Origin of the sequence: Clostridium homopropionicum DSM 5847 (genome assembly GCF_001263795.1) — a bacterium.
Classification (GTDB): Bacteria; Bacillota; Clostridia; order Clostridiales; family Clostridiaceae; genus Clostridium_H; species Clostridium_H homopropionicum.
The window spans coordinates 1-17689 of record NZ_LHUR01000019.1; the positions used below are offsets into that span (position 1 = coordinate 1).

Consider the following 17689-nt stretch of genomic DNA (forward strand, 5'->3'; position numbering starts at 1 on the left):
AAATTTCTTTAGAAATATTCGACATAAAAAAACACTCCTTCTTGTATATATTTGGTATTTATTTATCCAAATTCTTGCCAAGAAAGAGTGCTTTTTATTCACTTTACACAAAAATTTTTACAGGCTCGGCTACAATCAGGAATTTATATTTTAGAATAAGTATTTTCTATTTTAACCGTAAATTAAGTTTTACAAAAAGGTTGCTACAGAATCAAATAATTCTATAGCAACCTTATATTTGTTGAACTTCTTAATGCTCTCCTTGAGCTTCTATTATCTTTTTTATTTTTTCAATGTCCTTATCCGTAACCCCTGTATATTTCTTTATTTTTTCTTCTGATTTCCCATCAATTAACATATTCTTGGCAACATAAAGCTTTCCTTTTTTACTTATATTTTTCAAGTCCTTCCATATACTCAACTAAATCTCCTATATTAGTATAAGGATTGCTTTCAACTAAGTCTTTAACTATAGCTTTATATTTATCTTTTTCTACATTTGGTAACTTTCTACCTAAACTTTCATGATGCTTTCTCAATCTTTTACTAATTTCTATTGCTTTGATTGTCAATTGCTTTAATTTCTCATAAATATCTTTATTCTTTTCATAATCTGTAATATATTTATTTAATTTTTGTATTACAGCATCATAATCTTTTAAATTAGCTGTGGTATATTCAAAATGGAAGAGAAACCATAATTCAAAACAGGGATTGGATATCCCTAGGTTTATTTTGTTTTTATCTGCTATTGGCTTAGCTTTTTCTATTTCATCAATTTTGCTTTGAATAGTATTGTTGTTTTTATAATTTATATCAACATCAAAAACACATCAGACTCTATCTCCATCTTCTTCATTAATATCATACTTATTCTCTTTAAAATAAATAGCTCTTTCAACTAAACTTTTACAATCTGTGGCCTTGCCTTTGTCTTTTCCTCTAGATTTTTCAGCACTCTTTTTTAGCTTCATTTCAAAGCTCCTTTAAGGTAAGGAATTGCACCATATTTTCCTTGAAGATATCCTTTTTCTATCCTTTCACTCTTTCTTATTCCCCCAAAATCATACAATGAGTATAAATCAGTACTCTTATCTTCTTTTTTTTCTACAAACCATATTTGATCCCTTCTTAGGACATCTATATCTAAAAGATTTGTATCATGAGTTGAAAAGATCAGCTGCGCATTATTTTTATTTATTTCAGGGTCTAAAAATAATTCTACAAGTTTCATTACTAGTAATGTATGAAGCCTTATATCTAGTTCATCAATTACTAAAGTATATCCATTAATTAATACACTAATTATAGGGCCCAAAATTCCAAAGTACTTTTTAGTACCTTCTGATTCCTGTCTTAAATTAAAATAGATATCTATTGCATTTCCAGCTTCATCTACACCTCTGTGCAAAGTCTTAATATCTAAAACTCCAGTCTTTTCTTCATCAAGAGTTTTAATTATGTCTGCTTTAGCCCCATCTGAAAGCATCTTAAATAGTTCTGAAGATACGATATCCGACTTATTCTTCACTTGAACATCTATGTCTTCTATATCCATATCAGCATATCTCATATATTTTTTTACATAATCATTTACTTCGTTACTTTCTAGCATAGCCCCACCTGTGTAGGACTCTAAATCTTCATGGTCAATAAATACATCAAAATACTCACTAAGCCATTTAAATGGAACCTTTGCCTTTTCATACTCCCAGAGACTTTCAGTTGCTAGAAATAACTTGTTTTTCGAATGAAATTTTTCTTTTAATTCAGTTTGACGTTCTATATCACTAGTAAACTTATAATCATCATCTTTTCTTTCGAAAATAGTGCTTTGCCTTCCATTAGGATAATAATATAAATATTCTTCAGTAACTTCTGTTTCTATGACCGAAAACATATATAGATACTTTATTCCTTCATGAACAAATAATATTCTAAATTCACTGGGCTCTTTTAAAAAGTTACCATCAAGTTTAAAAGGTACTCTTGGTATTTTTCTTCCCTGTTGCATTTCATGAGATTTATTTATAAAAAAGCTAACAAAATTCATAGCTTTTAAAATATTAGTTTTTCCTGAAGCATTTGCTCCGTATAAAACTCCAACATTTAAAGCTCTTTTTTCATTCTTACCTTTTTCGTAAACTACAGTATTTTCTTCAATACGAAACTTATCCTTTGAAGCTACCATATTCAAGGTTACCTCTTCTTTTATTGATAGAAAATTCCTCACTGTAAATTCTAGTAACATATAAGCCCTCCATTCTATCACATGATTTTATATCATTTTATATCATTTATATTCCCTTATTAAGTATATTATAATCATATTTTTGCAAAAAAGATACAAAATAAGCATATAAATTCTTGTAAATTAACAATTTAAATTAAAAACACTATTGATAGTAAAGATTTATAGTTATATACTTAATTCATGAAAATAAAAAAAGACAGCTGCAACTGCCTTTTTAGGAAACACTGACAAGTTTCCACTTCTAGTAAATATGTAAAATTATTCAAAACAATTTTATCATAAATACTAGGAAATGGACCTTTCCCACTTATTCCACCGTCCTATCTATTTCTCTCTCAATAGTAACTTTCTTCTTCCTAGAAACCCACTTCAAAAATCTCGTTGAATACCCCAAGGTTCTTGTTGGGCAAACATCTACACAATGCCCGCAGCCCACACATCTAAGCTCCGCCACTGCTTTTCCTTCCTTTGCATTGTCCTTGATGTTTATGAACATAGGGCAAGTTTCATTACACTTACCGCATTGAACACATTTTGTCTTGTCCGTAATTATTCTTTGACCTGCTATCTTGCTTATTAGTCCTAGAACAGTTCCTAAAGGGCAGTAATAGCAATATCCTCTGCCAATAAAGGCTACCCAGAAAAACATAGCCATCAATAACTCTGTAGTTAAATACTTATAATTTTCTACCTTACCCATAAGGCTTATATTCCCACCTATTGAGGTACCTGATAAAAACATTATCCACCAAAGGGTGAAGAAAACTGCAATGGCTAGAGAAGCCCATCTGAAAATCGAAAAACCCTCTAGTGTCTTTTTATTTAACTTTTTATTTTTTCCAACAAGAGGTATTGCCGGTTCAAAAACTTCTGCTGCAAAGCCATTAAAAAGGCATAAGGTAGAACACTGCCACCTTCTACCAAATAAAAGCGTTCCTATAAGTACAATAATACTTATACAAATATAAAAAATTAAAGCAGCTAAAACTCCTGCAGCACCCCAAACTGGAAAACGGCTGATATAAAAGGTTGAATCTGATCTTAACAACTGCAGCGGAGTGGTTGTCCAAGGCAACGGCATTGTAAAAAAGTATAATTCACTATTGTTTAAGAGCAAAGGTGTTACTATGTGTACAACCAGTGCTGCGATAATAAAGCCTATTAAATTTCTCTTTCTCATGGTGTTTATTTTAGAAGTGCTTACTATTCTTAAAGTTAGGAAACTACAGACAATTATAAAAATAGTTTTTATCCAATTTTCGTAAAAGTGCCAAAACCAAGTAATAAATGCAGCAGCTTCTGGAGTTGCTTTACTAGCATAGCCGTAATTTAATCCTGCAATTATTATGCATAAGACAATATATATACATAGAATAGCTTTAAGTATCTTTAATTCTACAGTTTTATTATCAGGCATTTTACACACTCCTTGTTTTATAATTATCTTATAATAATTAGTTACAATTCTTTATTCCTTTTTTCACACAGCATCTTCAAAAATTCTTCACTGGCAATAGATAGAGGATGAGAAGTTCTACTGATGGCGCAAATAGTTCTTTTAGGGATCTCTTCTTTAAGGTTTACTCTAAAAACAGATTTCTTTTCTAGAGAGGCTTTTGCAAATTCATATGGTACAAAGCCTATGCCAAGGTTGTTTTCCACCATCGGTGTTATCAAATCTGAGGTTGCTAGCTCTATATCTGGGTTTAATGAGAGATTATGCTTTAGAAAGAATTCATCAAGAAATTGTCTAGTAATCGTGCCAGGTTCCATGCATACTATGGGATATTTAGTGAGATCATTTAATGAAACTTCCGAAGCTAGCAATTCTGAAAAGTCACTGCCTGCAATGAAGATGTCCTGAAAATCTAAAAGCTCTGTAATAGAAAGGTCCGGTTCCTTTTCACTTGGAGACATAACTAAAATTGCAAAGTCAATAAGCCCTGATCTCAGTGAAGCTATTGTGGCAGGAGTAGTGCTGTTAGTAACCTTTAGCTTTATGTCAGGATTATCTTCCCTAAATTTTTTTAAGTATGGAAGCAGCATAAGGTGAATGCTGGTTTCACTGGCACCAATGGTTACCTGCCCCTTAGCTAACTTTTTTGCTGAGTTTATGTTAGCTTCAGCTTCAAAAATATGCTTACAAGCAATGGATACATGCTCATAAAGCATCTTAGCTTCTGGTGTAAGAGTAACCCCTTTTTGAGAACGCAAAAATAAAGTACACCCTAGTTCCCTTTCTAAAGTTTTAATTGTATAGGTAACTGTAGGTTGAGTAACGCACAGTGCTTTTGAAGCATTTGTAATATTTTTATATTTAGCTACATAATAAAATACTCTATAGGCATCAAAACTTACTCCCATATAAATACGCCTCCTAAAGCTTCTTTATACCATAAAAATTATCTATGGACTTCATAAAAATAAAGTATTATATTTATGAAACTATAAGTAGTATAATATATTTTGTATAGATACACAACAAAAGCAAAATGGACATGTTCAATTAATAATTAATAAGGAGATTAGGTTAAAATGAGTGAAACTTTAGAAGCGGCTATGGTCATATGCTTTGGTATTTCTTGGCCAATGTCAATTGTAAAATCCTATAAAGCAAGAACCAGCAAGGGTAAAAGCTTAATTTTTATGACATTAATTTGGATTGGATATATCTGCGGTATTGGAAGCAAGCTTGTATCTAGTAAAATTACTTATGTATTTATTTTCTATGTTATCAATCTTATAATGGTATCAATAGATATCTTTCTCTATTTCCGCAATTTAAAACTAGATAAGTTAGCGGATAACAAATAAACTTTTCTATAGGATTTGAACAATCTAAAGGTTGCTGTAGGATTAACGTTTCTACAGCAACTTTATTATTTATTCTATAAACTCACTTTTCTCCCCTGTATAGTATAAAACTAACTGATGCAGAGCCCTTGTGCATGCTATATACAGAAGTCTTTTATCAAAGTGGGTGTTATAGTTTTCTTTCGAAGCATCGTATACTAACACTACATCAAATTCTAAACCCTTTGCTAAATAGGATGGTATAATCAAAACAGAATTTTTATTATCTAAATCTTCATCATCTAATAGCTTAACCTCAATTAAATCCCTTAACATATATTGAATATGCTTTGCTTCCGCTTCTGTTTTGCAGATTATAGCTATAGAATTGTATCCTGCCTCGCGAAATTTAGTTGCGTCTTCACAAATCTCTTTGTAATGTTCCTCTAAATCCTTCATGTACTTTACTTTTGGAGCTGCTTCACGCCTTTCAAAAGGCATAAATTCCTGCTTATTTTGAAGGAGCTTTTGATTGAAATTATTAATTTCAAAGGAAGACCTATATCCTTTATTTAGAGTTATTTTTATTGATTTTCTTTTGTGAAGTATCTCCTCTACATAATCGTAAATATTCTTATCTCCGCCTCTTTCCAAGGTTTGATTAAAATCTCCTAATACAGTGAACCTAGCATTTTTAAATAAAAGCTTAAAAATATAGTAGTGCATTGGATAATAATCCTGAGCCTCATCTATAACTACTTGTTTAATGCTAGTAAACTCTTCATTGCCTTCAACTTTAATTTTCAAATATAAAAGTACCGCTGCATCTTCATATGAAATGTGCCCTGTACTTAAGTTTTCATTTGTTTCATCTATAATTTCATCAATATTTCCCGGCAATATTATGTCCTTAGATAATTTAAAAAATAAATTCTTATCTCTAAAAAGCAGCTTGTAAATATCCCTATAATCTACTTCAGTAAATTTTTTAATATGCTCCATTAATTTCCCTGCTTCTTTTATAGCTATAAGCCTGCTGAAGGATTTAATCTCAAATCTATGTTCTTCAGTAGTTTTCTCCACCACTTTCTCAATTATTTTAAGCCTTTCCTTTCTAAGAGGGTAAATTTTATTTAATAATATGCTCTCTATTCTCTTTAGTCTTTTAGCCATCGGAATATTTATTTTATTATCAAGAAACATATTTTTTAACTGCTGCCCTGTTACAATTGTGTTTCCATGATAGTATGCGTCTTTAAATGGAATTAATTTTCTTTCACAATACTTAAGCAATCTGTTTAGAATTTCAACAAATTCCTGTGAACCTTTGAATTTTATACCTTCAAGCTTTACCTGGAATTTATCCTTTCCCTGAAATGTTATAAGCTTTTCCATCTGCTGTTGTCTTTTTTCTCCTTGAATGAGATCATCAAAGGTTACCTGATCAACATTTTCTTCCCCCAACTCTGGAAGCACCTGAGAAGTATATTTACTGAATACAGCATTAGGAGATATTATTAAAACATCATTTATATTTAACTTTGAACTTAAGCCTTCATATAGTAAAAATGCTATTCTGTGAAGTGCAATGGATGTTTTGCCGCTTCCTGCAACTCCTTGAACCATCAAAAGCTCATTTTCAATATCTCTTATGATAATGTCCTGTTCCTTTTGTATAGTCTGAACTATACTTTTCATTTTGGATGAAGAGTTTCTGCTTAACACTTCCTGCAGTATTTCATCATTTATTTTTATACTGCTGTCAAAAAAGTACTTTAGCTTTGAGTTTTCAATTTTATACTGCCTTTTCAATAAAATATCTCCGCTAATTATACCTGCTGGCGATTTATACGAGCCTTTTCCTAATTCATTTCTATAAAATATGCTTGCTATAGGAGAACGCCAATCGTACACATAAATATCATCAGTTTTTGTATTCATCAAATTATATAAGCCAATGTATATTTTATCAGGGCTTCCATAACCATTTTCAGTAAAATCAATCCTTCCAAAATAAGGTGAAGTGATCATTTTATTGTATCTATAAATTCTTTTTTCACTGCTTAGATAATCTCTTGTTTGAGTATTAATCTCACTTAAATATTGATTCATCTCAGATATTCTTGCAAATTCCCTAGAAGCATGTGAGCTTTCTTGCCACATTTCCCTTCTGGAATCTATTACTTTACCCCGTTTTACCTGTAAAATTTCATTTTCTTTTTCTATTTCAGACTTAATAGTTGTAATAACTTCTTCAAGATAAGCTGTTTCTTCTTTTTGAATTTCAATAAAATTATTCACTAAACCACTCCCTTATAATTTTTTAATAAAAACCCTTGACAGCATTACTCTATTGGTGATAGAATTAATGTGTAAATTATTAAAGTTATGATATAATAGTTATAGTTGTGTCCAAATTTTAATTATACTTTAGAAATGTAATTTTGTAAATATAAAGAGCTGAGATCTGTATTAGATTCTCAGCTCTATTTATATAATTTAAAATTTATATAATATATTTAACTTCCTTGTTGCTAAACAACTCCTCAATTTCTTTCCCGAAAAATTCTTTTATTTCCTCCATGCTTTCTTTAGGGTATACATACTTTCCATATCCAAATTGCCCATACTTATACTTTCTATCTTCATCCTTCATAGGCAGCCCACTTTCAGGAAATATTTGAAGTATTCTATTCTTGGCTACAGTAGTATATCGGTGTGATATAACCTCAAAGGTTACTGGAAACTTTAAGTCTTCTGGAAGCCTATTTCTTAATTCCATTAATAAATCATGATACTCCTCTTTCCAATTAGGATAAATGAATACTGGGGCAATTAAAAATCCAGTTGGATAACCTGCTTCAGCAACCTTTATACTCGCTTCTATTCTATTTATACTGGAAGCAGTTGCATGCTCGTATTGTTTTATAATGGAAGCAGTATTTAAACTGAATCTTATTTCTGTATGTCCATTGTGCTCTAAATTAAGCAGGGAATCTATGTCATTGTACTTTGTTACAAATCTAAATCTGGCATTTTTGTTCCTTCCGAAAAATTCAATAGTTTTCTCTAGGGAATGAGTATAAGGCTCCACAGGTATAGGATCAGAGGTAGCTGCCCCTTCAAATATAGTTATCTCCAGCAGCCTTTCATCAATATATTTTTCAGCTTGATTAAGAATCTCATCTATATTAACATGAATCTTTACAAAAGGTTTATCTCCCAGCTGAGTATTCAAGTAGCAATATTCACACTGCCCCATGCATCCTGATACAAGAGGAAGTTGGTAATGAGCTGAAGGTTTACAGGATTGGAACTTCAAGCTTTTTTTAGTTCCTACAACTAATGTCTTTTTACCTTCTCTATATTGTGTTAATAAATCTTCACCTGGAATGTGCTGTTTTATTTTATTAGAAGTTAGATTTATAATTTCAATTTCTGCCTTATCTTTAAACTTTGCTAGAATCTCTTTCGCCATATCATAATCCAGTGAATCCTTCTCAAATAAAATTCTTTTAGGTATAAACATAATGTCTCCTATCTCTGGTTTGCTTAGAAGAGTAATATTTTTTATTCTAAACAATATTTTAGAATTATTATTTGCAAAAGCTTATGGAGTATATACTAAAAAATGCAGTGCGAAGCCGAAGAGGAATTAAACATGGTTGATAAAAAAATTATAGAGGCTTTTTATATGATGTGGGATAGTTTCCCAGGCCCTGCAAGATTAATTCATAAAAATCGTACCATACTTGCGGCTAAGGAAAAATCAGATATTGGCTTCCTGTGAAAGATTGCGATGATATTTATGTTCATATAACATTAGATACTAATGTTATTAAATAAGTAAATTTACTTAACCCTTGGAAAAATAAATGAACATCTTAAAAGATAGCAGAAAATCAATATAATGAATATACTTTAAATATACAAATTCATATGGAGGAATAAAAAGTGGCAGTTTTTCAACCTTTTACTGGTATAGTAACAATGATTAATGACTTTTTCGTAGGAAGTGGAGAGAGCTCCGGCTGTTACAAATTAATGTCTGTAGAAAATCAAGATGGAAGTTTAGTAAATTTTGTGGTATCACCAAATACTTATTTTATTAATCACGTTACAGTGAGAATTGGAGACAGGGTAACAGGCTTTTATGATACTACTGTACCTGTCCCTCTAATTTACCCGCCACAATATGGTGCAGTAGTTATGACAAGAGATACAAGATATAGAAATGTAAAAGTAGACTATTTTAACGAACAGCTTATAAGCAGTGATGGGTTTTTAAAATTGAACATTTCTCCATACACTAGGATAATACTAGAAAATGATCAACTTTTTACTGGAAACCTTGCAAACAGGAATCTAATTGTTGTATATGGTCCTACTACAAGAAGTATACCAGCTCAAACCACACCTTATAAAATAATTGTTATGTGTTAGCAGATAAAAAGCCACTGCAATTTAAATATTTTTATCCCTTTCAACTATTAAATTTCTTCTCCACATAGACAAAAATATTCCTATTAGCATACAATCAGTTATATAATTAGTTGCTCCAAATGATATGAATGGAACATTTGAACTGATTCCATGTAAAAAACCAAAGTTTATTATTGAACCACCAATAAAGCTGCATATAAAATAAATTACTATAGCTATTGAAAAATAAAAAGCAACATTACTTTTCATTTTTAAGGCACTTAAGATCATTGATCCTATTAAAATTATCACAACAAAAGATGATATAATAACAAATTTCCATCCAAATTTTGATACTATAATTGCAAGCTCATAATCTACCCAATTAGCAGGGAAATTCCCGTTTCTAGTTATATTGAACTTCCACATAATCATACTAAAAACAGCAAATCCATGTATCACAATTAAATTAGTCAACTTTTTTCTAATGGAAAAATAATTATTTAAAATAGCTATAGTAATAATTGATAGATATACTACAAACATTATAGGAACAATCTGAGTATTAGAATTAATGTATAGACTAAATAAAGCAAAAACTATATATAAACTTACCTTTACGAGTCCAAAACTATTTTTATTTTTTACATCACCTAATATGCCCATTATTGATATAAGAAAAATCAAGTTGCTGAGCTTAGCTACTTCAAAACTAATTGGTCCAACTTGTAAAAACGTATGCCCATTAACTGTATTTCCAAATAAAATTGTAACTAAGCTCAATAGTATTCCTAAAAAATATACCTGCTTACTATTTTCTATTAGCTTTCTATAATTTACATGATACATAAGTACCATGGCCAATCCGCCAATAGCAATGCTTATAAGCTGTTTTATTCCAAAAATAATTCCATTGCCATAAGGTAATTCTCCTAATAACATCAATGATATTATTCCAATTAGGCTTAAACCTCCGGCAGCAGTAACAACTTGCCATTTAATTCCTGAACTATGCACTTTGTTCAGCTCTTCTCCTATTTCCTTAGGATTGCCCATAGATTGCACCGCCATAATTAATGCTTCTTTTTCGGACAATCCTTCCTCTAAGAAATTTTCTACTAGCTCATCAATATGCAACTCTAACTCTTCTCTTATAGCTTTATGTGCTTCTTTAAAGGAAATCTCTTCGCAAACCTCATCAATAAAAGCTTTCTTACTAACATGCATATTATTTCACCCCAACAACCTTATTCAAACTATTAGAAAAACTTATCCATTCATTTTTTTTATCTTCTAATTGCCTTTTTCCATCCTCTGTTATTTTATAATACTTGCGTTTCTTCCCCTTTTCACCCTCAGAAATATACGAAACAACAAAGCCTTCTCGTTCTAATGAATGGAGTATAGGATATAATGTTCCTTCTTTAAGTGAAAATACATTTTCTGATTTTTTTTCTAGTTCCTTTACTATTTGATATCCATACATATCTCCACTTTCTAACAAGCTCATAATCATAAGTGAAGTGCTTCCGGACATTAAACTTTTATGAAAATTCATTAATAATCACTCCCTTATCATCTCTATTATTTCTGAATTAATAATTTCTGGGTTAAACCAATGAACATAATGTTGAGAATTTTCAACTATTATTTGCTCACTATTATTAGACCATTTTAATAATCCTTGTTGAATATTTTTGGTAAGTTCTAGGTTATTATAGGTGGACGAGGTTATTACCTTTAAAGGAATGTCACCAATTCCATTATGTCCAATCAGCTTTAAAGCACCCATTCTCACTTCTTGAAGATGGTTTTTATTATTAAGTGTCTTTATAAACATAGATTCATCAAGTTTCTTTAACTCCTCAGGAGCAGAGGAAAGACCATTTTTATAACTTGTAAACTTTGAAATATACAAATCTGTAATATTAAAAAGTAATCTTGTTATTCCAAAATTATTTAATGCATTAATTGTTTCATTAAATAAAGTATATTTTACTGTTCCATATTTTAATAAATATTTAGAAGGCCTCTTTTGAGTTACTGTATAATCTGGATTTGATCCATCAATAAGGACTACTCCAGCTACTTCTTTACTATATAATTGTGCAAATCTTAAAACTTCATTAGCTCCAAAAGAGTGTCCAACTAAGATAAATGGCCCTTTTTCTCCGTTTTTTATAAGAAGTTCATGAAGCTCATTTGTAATTGTATCAATATCTCTTTCACCCTTTGCTATTTCACTCCATCCGTATCCTGGTCTTTCATAAACTATAGTTCTAGTGTATTTTGATATTTCTTTTTGCAATGGATAATAATCCACATAAGCACTTGGGGTTCTCCAGCCTGAAGTAAATAACACCGTTGGACTATTGTTTGCCTTTCCTTCTCCATATATGTGCATCTTGTGTCCATTAATGCTTATTAACTTACCAGGTATCTTAAATTTCTTGCTGTCCAAATATTCTCCACTTTTCTCAAAGACAAATCCAATTATAAGCAAACCTAGTATGATGAAGCTTATATTTCTTCTCTTTCTTTTTACTTTAATTTTATCATTATTATTGTGTTTCTTTTTTAATAAATTCATAATTGTCCCCTCCAAACATTACCTTGATTATCTATGTATAATATTACCTCGATAATCAAGGTAATGTCAAGAAGGAATATCATCTCAAAGCATATCCTCAAAATTATTGTTTTATGTTATTAAATAAAAAGCCACTGAAATGTTAAGAAACTACCTCTCATCATCTCAGTGGCTATAAGCTTTTCTAAATAATATAATTCAACCTCACTACTAAATCATAAAGAAGCAAATTGCTATTATAAGATATACAGATATTAACTGCACACCTTCAAGCCAGTTTGATTCACCATCATTTGCTACTCTATTTGCTATAAATACAGAAACTATTAGAGCTGCCAGTTCAAATTCATTAAATATTATGCTCATTGGCTTAAAGAGTAAGCTTATAAATATAAGTACTGGTGCTACGAATAAAACTATCTGAAGACTTGAACCTATGGCAATTTCTACTGCCACATCCATTTTATTTTTAATAGCCATTACGATTGCAGTGCTGTGTTCTGCTGCATTACCTATTATAGGGACAAGTATTATTCCTACAAAGAAGGTGCTAAGTCCTAAGGATTCAGTCATAGGTTCTATAGCTCCCACTAAAAATTCACTTTCTATGGCAATTGCTATTGTAGCTAATACTAACACTGCTAGAGCCTTTTTAAGAGACCATTTTGCTTCTTCTCCTTCTTCTTCTAAGTCTGAAGAATATATGTCCTTATGAGTGTAGAATGAGAAAAACAAACTTAAAATATAAATTATAAACATTATTAGAGCTACAGCTACACTTAATCCTTCATATTTTGTATTCAATAACTCAGAGTTTAGTGTGTGTGTAAACAATGCGGGCACACTTAGTCCAATAACTGAAAAAAGCAGCATACTTGAAGATACCTCTGATACCTTCTTATTAAATTTTTGTGTCTTATGCTTTATGCCCCCTGCTAGCATGCTTGCCCCTAAAACTAGAAGCACATTTCCGATTACTGATCCAGCTATAGAAGCTTTTACAACATCAAAAAGCCCTTCCTTAAGTGCAAATATAGATATTATAAGTTCTGTAGCATTTCCAAAGGTAGCGTTTAAAAAGCCTCCTATTTTAGGGCTTGTATAAAAAGATATCTCTTCAGTACCCGCTCCCATGAGTCCTGCTAGTGGAACAATAGAAAGTGCTGCAAGTATAAACATCACCGTTGGTGAAAAATGCAAGAATTCTCCTACTATACTTATAGGAATAAAAATTAACATATATTTAAGTATCTTCATCATTATGTCCTCCATTACTTCTGTATAAATTATATCCAATTACATTTACATTATCAACTTAAACATTCGGAGAGTGGAAAAAAGATATTACAAATTTAAGCTAAATTTAAGTTTTCGATGTTAGTATATTTTTATAGATAATATAGAAAAATAATTTACTTAATTGATACGAAATTTTGGGAGGAAATTTTATGAATAAAAAACTTATATCTTTAGTAATTAGTGTATCTCTATTTTCAAGTTTAATTGGATGTACAAAACAAAGTTCAGAAACAGCTAAGTCTGATTCTGCTTCAACTACAACTTCAAATGCTGCAATACTTTCGAATATTAATGTAACTTCTGGTGAAAGCGAAACTGTTGGAGCAGCAAATACCTTTATAGAATTAGGAAGTACTACAACTATAACTGGCTCAGGAGCAACTGTAGAAAAAAATAAGATTACTATTACTTCTGCTGGAACCTACAGCATAAAGGGAATTTTAACTGATGGACAAATAATAGTAAATGCAGGTGATGAGGATAAGGTATACATTATTTTAAACGGGGTAAATATTACTTGTTCTAATAGTGCACCTATTTATATTAAGAATTCTAAGAAAACAGTCATCTCATTAGCCGATAATACTAAAAACTATATAAAAGATGGAACATCCTATGTATTTGAAGATAAATCTACCGAGGAGCCTAATGCAGCCATATATAGTAAAGATGAACTTACCTTTATAGGCAAGGGTTCATTAACCGTTGATGCCAACTACAAAAACGGTATTACAAGTAAAGATGATTTAAAAATAGAAAATGGTACTATTACCGTAAATGCTAAAGAAGACGGCCTTTTAGGGAAAGACACTGTTGTTGTGACAAATGGAACTATAACTATAAACGCTGGAGCAGATGGAATAAAATCAACTAATGCTGAAGATTCAAAGAAGGGCTATGTATTAATTGAAGGAGGTAAATTCAATATTACTTCTGCTCAAGATGGTATTCAGGCAGAAACAAGTGCCTTAGTAAAGAATGGGGATATAACAATTAACTCCGGCGGCGGTAGCAAAAACGCTGTTACTAAGAGAGAAAATATGAATCAACCTGGCATGAGACAAGGCTCTAATTCTCAAAATACTAATACTACTAATACTACAGAAAGTGAAGAGTCCACTAGTGCAAAGTCTATAAAGGCAGGAGTTAATATTGTTACAGAAGGTGGAACCTTTAATATTGACTCTTCAGATGATTCCCTTCACTCAAACAATAACTTAGTAATTAATAATGGCGTTTTCAAAATTGCTGCAGGAGATGATGCTTTTCATAGTGATTCTACTTTAACAATTAATAAAGGAACTATAGATATTACAAAAGCCTATGAAGGTATTGAGAGTGAGACTATAACAATTAATGGTGGAAATATTAATCTTACAACAAGTGATGATGGACTTAATGCATCTGGTGGCAATGACTCTTCAGGAAATACAGGAGATATGGATAAAAATAATATTTCTCAAAATGCTGGTAAACCTGGTTCAGAATCTGCTGGTAATGGTATTATAAACATTAATGGAGGTAACATTTCAGTAAATGCTAGTGGAGATGGTGTTGATTCAAATGGTTCAATATATATGAAAGCTGGTACTGTCATTGTAAATGGTCCTACAAATGATGGAAACGGAGCTTTAGATTATAATGGGACCTTTGAAGTTAAAGGTGGAACTTTAATTGCTGCTGGCAGCTCGGGGATGGCACAAGCTCCAAGTACAAGTTCAACTGTAAATTCTATAAAAATTACTTTATCTTCTCAAAGTGCTAACACCTTAGTTCATATAGAGAATGAAGCAGGAGAAAACATACTTACCTTTACACCATCAAAGGAATATGCATCAGTTGTTGTGACTTCTCCAAGCATTAAAACCGGATCAACCTATAAAGTATATGTAGGAGGAAGTACTACTGGAACAGCTAAAAATGGAGTATATTCTGATGGAACCTATACAAAAGGAAAAGAAATTGGAAGTGTCAAAATTTCCAGTACTGTAAGTGAAGTAACACAGGAAGGTGTCACTGTTAATACTAGAGGCGGTGGTGGCGGACAAGGCGGCCGTATGGGGGGACAAAAAGGTCAAGGTAAAGTTGACCCAAATGGAATGCAGCCTCCACAAAAATAAATTAAAAGCTTCAGGTGTAGATGTTTCTGCATCTGAAGCTTTATTAATTAATCTTAATCTCTTTACCTTCTTTACGCCACTTTGCAAATTCAGCTGTTGCTGTAAAAAGCACGTCTGTAGATGAGTTAATCGCCGTTTCACAAGAGTCTTGTATTACACCTATAATAAATCCTACCCCAACTACCTTCATAGCAATATCATTTGGAATTCCAAATAAGCTGCAGGCTAGAGGTATCAGTAATAAGGAACCTCCAGCTACTCCAGAAGCCCCACAAGCACTTATAGCTGATAATATGCTGAGGATAAATGCAGTAGCTATATCCACTTTAATACCAAGAGTATTAACTGCTGCAAGGGTTAATACAGAAATAGTGATAGCTGCACCAGCCATATTGATAGTAGCACCTAGTGGAATGGATACTGAATAGGTATCCCTATCTAAATGCAGCCTTTCACACAAACTCATATTCACAGGAATATTTGCAGCTGAGCTTCGTGTAAAGAATGCTGTAATTCCACTTTCCTTTAAGCATTTAAAAACAAGTGGATATGGATTTTTGCGAATATTTAAGTACACAATAATTGGATTTACAACAAGAGCCATAAAAAACATAGAACCAATTAGAACTAAGATTAGCTTACCATAGCTAAGTAAGGATTGAATACCGCTAGTAGCAATAGCATCAAATACCAAACCCATAATTCCTAAGGGTGCAAAGCTTATGACCCATTTAACTATTTGAGATAATGCCTCTGAAAAATTTGAAATCATAGTTTTTGTAGTATCTGGCGCGCTTCTTAAAGCAAAGCCAAGTAGTACTGCCCAAGACAATATGCCTATATAATTTGCACTATAAAGTGCTCTTATTGGGTTATCAACAAGGTTCAGTAGCAAAGCTCTGAGAACTTCAACTATTCCACCAGGAGGCGTTATATTCTCAGTAGTGCCAGCTGCAAGGGTCAAGCTTGTTGGAAACATAAAGCTTGCCACAACACCAACAAGTCCAGCTAAAAATGTTCCTATAAGATATAATACAATAATTGATCTCATGTTAGTTTTATGACCACTTTTATGTTTACTTATAGCTGACATTACTAAGAAAAATACTAACATAGGTGCAACAGCTTTTAAAGCACCTACAAATAGTGAACCAAAAATAATTATAGGTTTTCCCGCTTCTGGAATAGTTAAAGCTAAAATAATTCCAATAATTAAACCAATGATTATCCTTTTTACTAAACTTAAATTGCTCCATTTTTTAAGTATATTTCTCATTGAAGTCTTCCTTCCTAAGTTACAATTTATATATCCTTTTTTTTCTTTTATTTTTCATATTTCATCTCTATATATTTTGCAGAACAAGCAATGCCTTTATGTCTATATTTTCTTCGGATTCGATTAGTTTTATTCCATCTTCTTTAGACATTAAGAATACTTCAATATCTTCATCTGCTTCTAGATATTTTTTTGATATTTCTCCTGTACAGATACAGTAAACTAAAGCTACTGATTCATCTGTCATACCTGAGGATATATATGTTTTTTTCTTAGTTTTTTCGTAGTCAATTTGGATTAATTGAAGACCTGTTTCTTCCTTTAGCTCTCTTTTAACTGTTGTTTCTAAATCTTCTCCCGCATCTACAAGTCCTGCTGGCAGCTCATAAACATAGCCATTTAAAGGAACTCTAAATTGTTTTATAAGAACTAATTTATTTTCCTCTACATGTGTTGCTACGATTACAACTGCATCTATCTTATCCTCAGTATTGTTAAAAAATTTGCTATTAATTGTGTCTAATTCTTTTCTTGAAGCAATAGTCCAATTTCTCTTATTACCATTTTTATTTGTATACTCTGCATTGTAGAGCTTTAAGTATTTAGTATCTGCAAGAGTGTTTATACGATTTACTTTTGGTGTTTCCTCATTCATTTTTTCGCCTCCAAATAAAATTTACTTCATTATACCACGTCAATAGTTTATTTATAACTATTCTTATTTCATTTGTTATATAATCCTCCTTGTATAATCTAGTCATAACATTCAATAGAAAACTATCCATATTTGTAATGAACATTAAGACTCATTTCTTTTTTATTATTCGTAAATACGTTACCCGACAGGGTAAACTTCTCTACTCTAACTTAGTTTTCTATTTTCCCTTAATGGGAAACCAAATTAGTAAATATTGATGTATAATATCTCCTGAATA

18 protein-coding genes are annotated in these 17689 nt (G+C 31.3%); 4 read left to right on the forward strand and 14 right to left on the reverse strand.

Annotated features, from left to right (window positions below):
* Positions 1-250 precede the first annotated feature (250 nt).
* The 6 genes from CLHOM_RS18295 to CLHOM_RS07245 all read right to left on the reverse strand — a co-directional run bounded on the left by CLHOM_RS18295 (position 251) and on the right by CLHOM_RS07245 (position 4618).
* A complete protein-coding gene (locus CLHOM_RS18295; protein ID WP_161803206.1) occupies positions 251-421 on the reverse strand; it encodes a hypothetical protein in 171 nt (56 codons plus the stop codon).
* Entirely contained in the window at positions 387-815 is a 429-nt protein-coding gene (locus CLHOM_RS17860) for an RloB domain-containing protein (RefSeq protein WP_082204383.1), read from the reverse strand. The genes CLHOM_RS18295 and CLHOM_RS17860 overlap by 35 nt, the downstream gene beginning before the upstream one ends.
* An 18-nt stretch (positions 816-833) precedes the next feature.
* Entirely contained in the window at positions 834-974 is a 141-nt protein-coding gene (locus CLHOM_RS18300; RefSeq protein ID WP_161803207.1) for a hypothetical protein, read from the reverse strand.
* The gene (locus CLHOM_RS07235; RefSeq protein ID WP_052221039.1) at positions 971-2251 is read right to left on the reverse strand and encodes an AAA family ATPase; all 1281 of its coding nucleotides are present in this window, start codon (positions 2249-2251) and stop codon (positions 971-973) included. Before CLHOM_RS07235 ends, CLHOM_RS18300 begins: the two co-directional genes overlap by 4 nt.
* A gap of 310 nt (positions 2252-2561) precedes the next feature.
* The gene (locus CLHOM_RS07240) at positions 2562-3671 is read right to left on the reverse strand and encodes a 4Fe-4S binding protein (RefSeq protein WP_052221040.1); all 1110 of its coding nucleotides are present in this window, start codon (positions 3669-3671) and stop codon (positions 2562-2564) included.
* Between the two features lie 41 nt (positions 3672-3712).
* Positions 3713-4618, reverse strand: a complete 906-nt coding sequence (locus CLHOM_RS07245) for a LysR family transcriptional regulator (RefSeq protein WP_052221041.1) — start codon at positions 4616-4618, stop codon at positions 3713-3715.
* A gap of 171 nt (positions 4619-4789) precedes the next feature.
* Between CLHOM_RS07245 and CLHOM_RS07250 the strand changes: the two genes are divergently transcribed.
* Entirely contained in the window at positions 4790-5068 is a 279-nt protein-coding gene (locus tag CLHOM_RS07250; RefSeq protein WP_052221042.1) for a hypothetical protein, read from the forward strand.
* A 69-nt stretch (positions 5069-5137) separates the two neighbouring features.
* On the opposite strand, the gene CLHOM_RS07255 is transcribed toward CLHOM_RS07250, so the two are convergent.
* Both CLHOM_RS07255 and splB read right to left on the reverse strand, forming a co-directional pair.
* Positions 5138-7348: a HelD family protein gene (locus tag CLHOM_RS07255; RefSeq protein WP_052221043.1), complete on the reverse strand. Its 2211-nt coding sequence runs from the start codon at positions 7346-7348 to the stop codon at positions 5138-5140.
* A 205-nt stretch (positions 7349-7553) separates the two neighbouring features.
* Complete coding sequence (splB, locus tag CLHOM_RS07260; protein ID WP_052221044.1) at positions 7554-8576, reverse strand: spore photoproduct lyase; 1023 nt, start codon at positions 8574-8576, stop codon at positions 7554-7556.
* A 132-nt stretch (positions 8577-8708) separates the two neighbouring features.
* Here splB and CLHOM_RS18795 point away from each other — a divergent pair, with 132 nt between their 5' ends.
* Together CLHOM_RS18795 and CLHOM_RS07265 are read left to right on the forward strand one after the other, a co-directional pair.
* Positions 8709-8837 carry a hypothetical protein gene (locus CLHOM_RS18795; protein ID WP_278321725.1) on the forward strand — a complete coding sequence of 43 codons (129 nt, stop codon included), beginning with the start codon at positions 8709-8711 and terminating at the stop codon, positions 8835-8837.
* A 164-nt stretch (positions 8838-9001) separates the two neighbouring features.
* Entirely contained in the window at positions 9002-9490 is a 489-nt protein-coding gene (locus CLHOM_RS07265; protein WP_139205683.1) for a hypothetical protein, read from the forward strand.
* Between the two features lie 21 nt (positions 9491-9511).
* On the opposite strand, the gene CLHOM_RS07270 is transcribed toward CLHOM_RS07265, so the two are convergent.
* The 4 genes from CLHOM_RS07270 to cax all read right to left on the reverse strand — a co-directional run bounded on the left by CLHOM_RS07270 (position 9512) and on the right by cax (position 13331).
* Entirely contained in the window at positions 9512-10696 is a 1185-nt protein-coding gene (locus CLHOM_RS07270) for a permease prefix domain 1-containing protein (RefSeq protein WP_052221045.1), read from the reverse strand.
* 1 nt (position 10697) lies between these two features.
* Positions 10698-11027, reverse strand: a complete 330-nt coding sequence (locus CLHOM_RS07275; RefSeq protein ID WP_052221046.1) for a PadR family transcriptional regulator — start codon at positions 11025-11027, stop codon at positions 10698-10700.
* A 6-nt stretch (positions 11028-11033) separates the two neighbouring features.
* Positions 11034-12059: an alpha/beta hydrolase gene (locus CLHOM_RS07280; protein ID WP_052221047.1), complete on the reverse strand. Its 1026-nt coding sequence runs from the start codon at positions 12057-12059 to the stop codon at positions 11034-11036.
* 210 nt (positions 12060-12269) lie between these two features.
* Positions 12270-13331, reverse strand: a complete 1062-nt coding sequence (cax, locus tag CLHOM_RS07285) for a calcium/proton exchanger (protein ID WP_082204384.1) — start codon at positions 13329-13331, stop codon at positions 12270-12272.
* Between the two features lie 176 nt (positions 13332-13507).
* Here cax and CLHOM_RS07290 point away from each other — a divergent pair, with 176 nt between their 5' ends.
* Positions 13508-15478, forward strand: a complete 1971-nt coding sequence (locus CLHOM_RS07290) for a carbohydrate-binding domain-containing protein (protein WP_052221049.1) — start codon at positions 13508-13510, stop codon at positions 15476-15478.
* A gap of 43 nt (positions 15479-15521) precedes the next feature.
* Here CLHOM_RS07290 and sstT read toward each other — a convergent pair whose 3' ends face one another.
* Complete coding sequence (gene sstT / locus CLHOM_RS07295) at positions 15522-16754, reverse strand: serine/threonine transporter SstT (protein WP_052221050.1); 1233 nt, start codon at positions 16752-16754, stop codon at positions 15522-15524.
* Positions 16755-16821: 67 nt separating this feature from the next.
* Positions 16822-17409: an NUDIX hydrolase gene (locus tag CLHOM_RS07300; RefSeq protein WP_052221051.1), complete on the reverse strand. Its 588-nt coding sequence runs from the start codon at positions 17407-17409 to the stop codon at positions 16822-16824.
* Positions 17410-17689 lie beyond the last annotated feature (280 nt).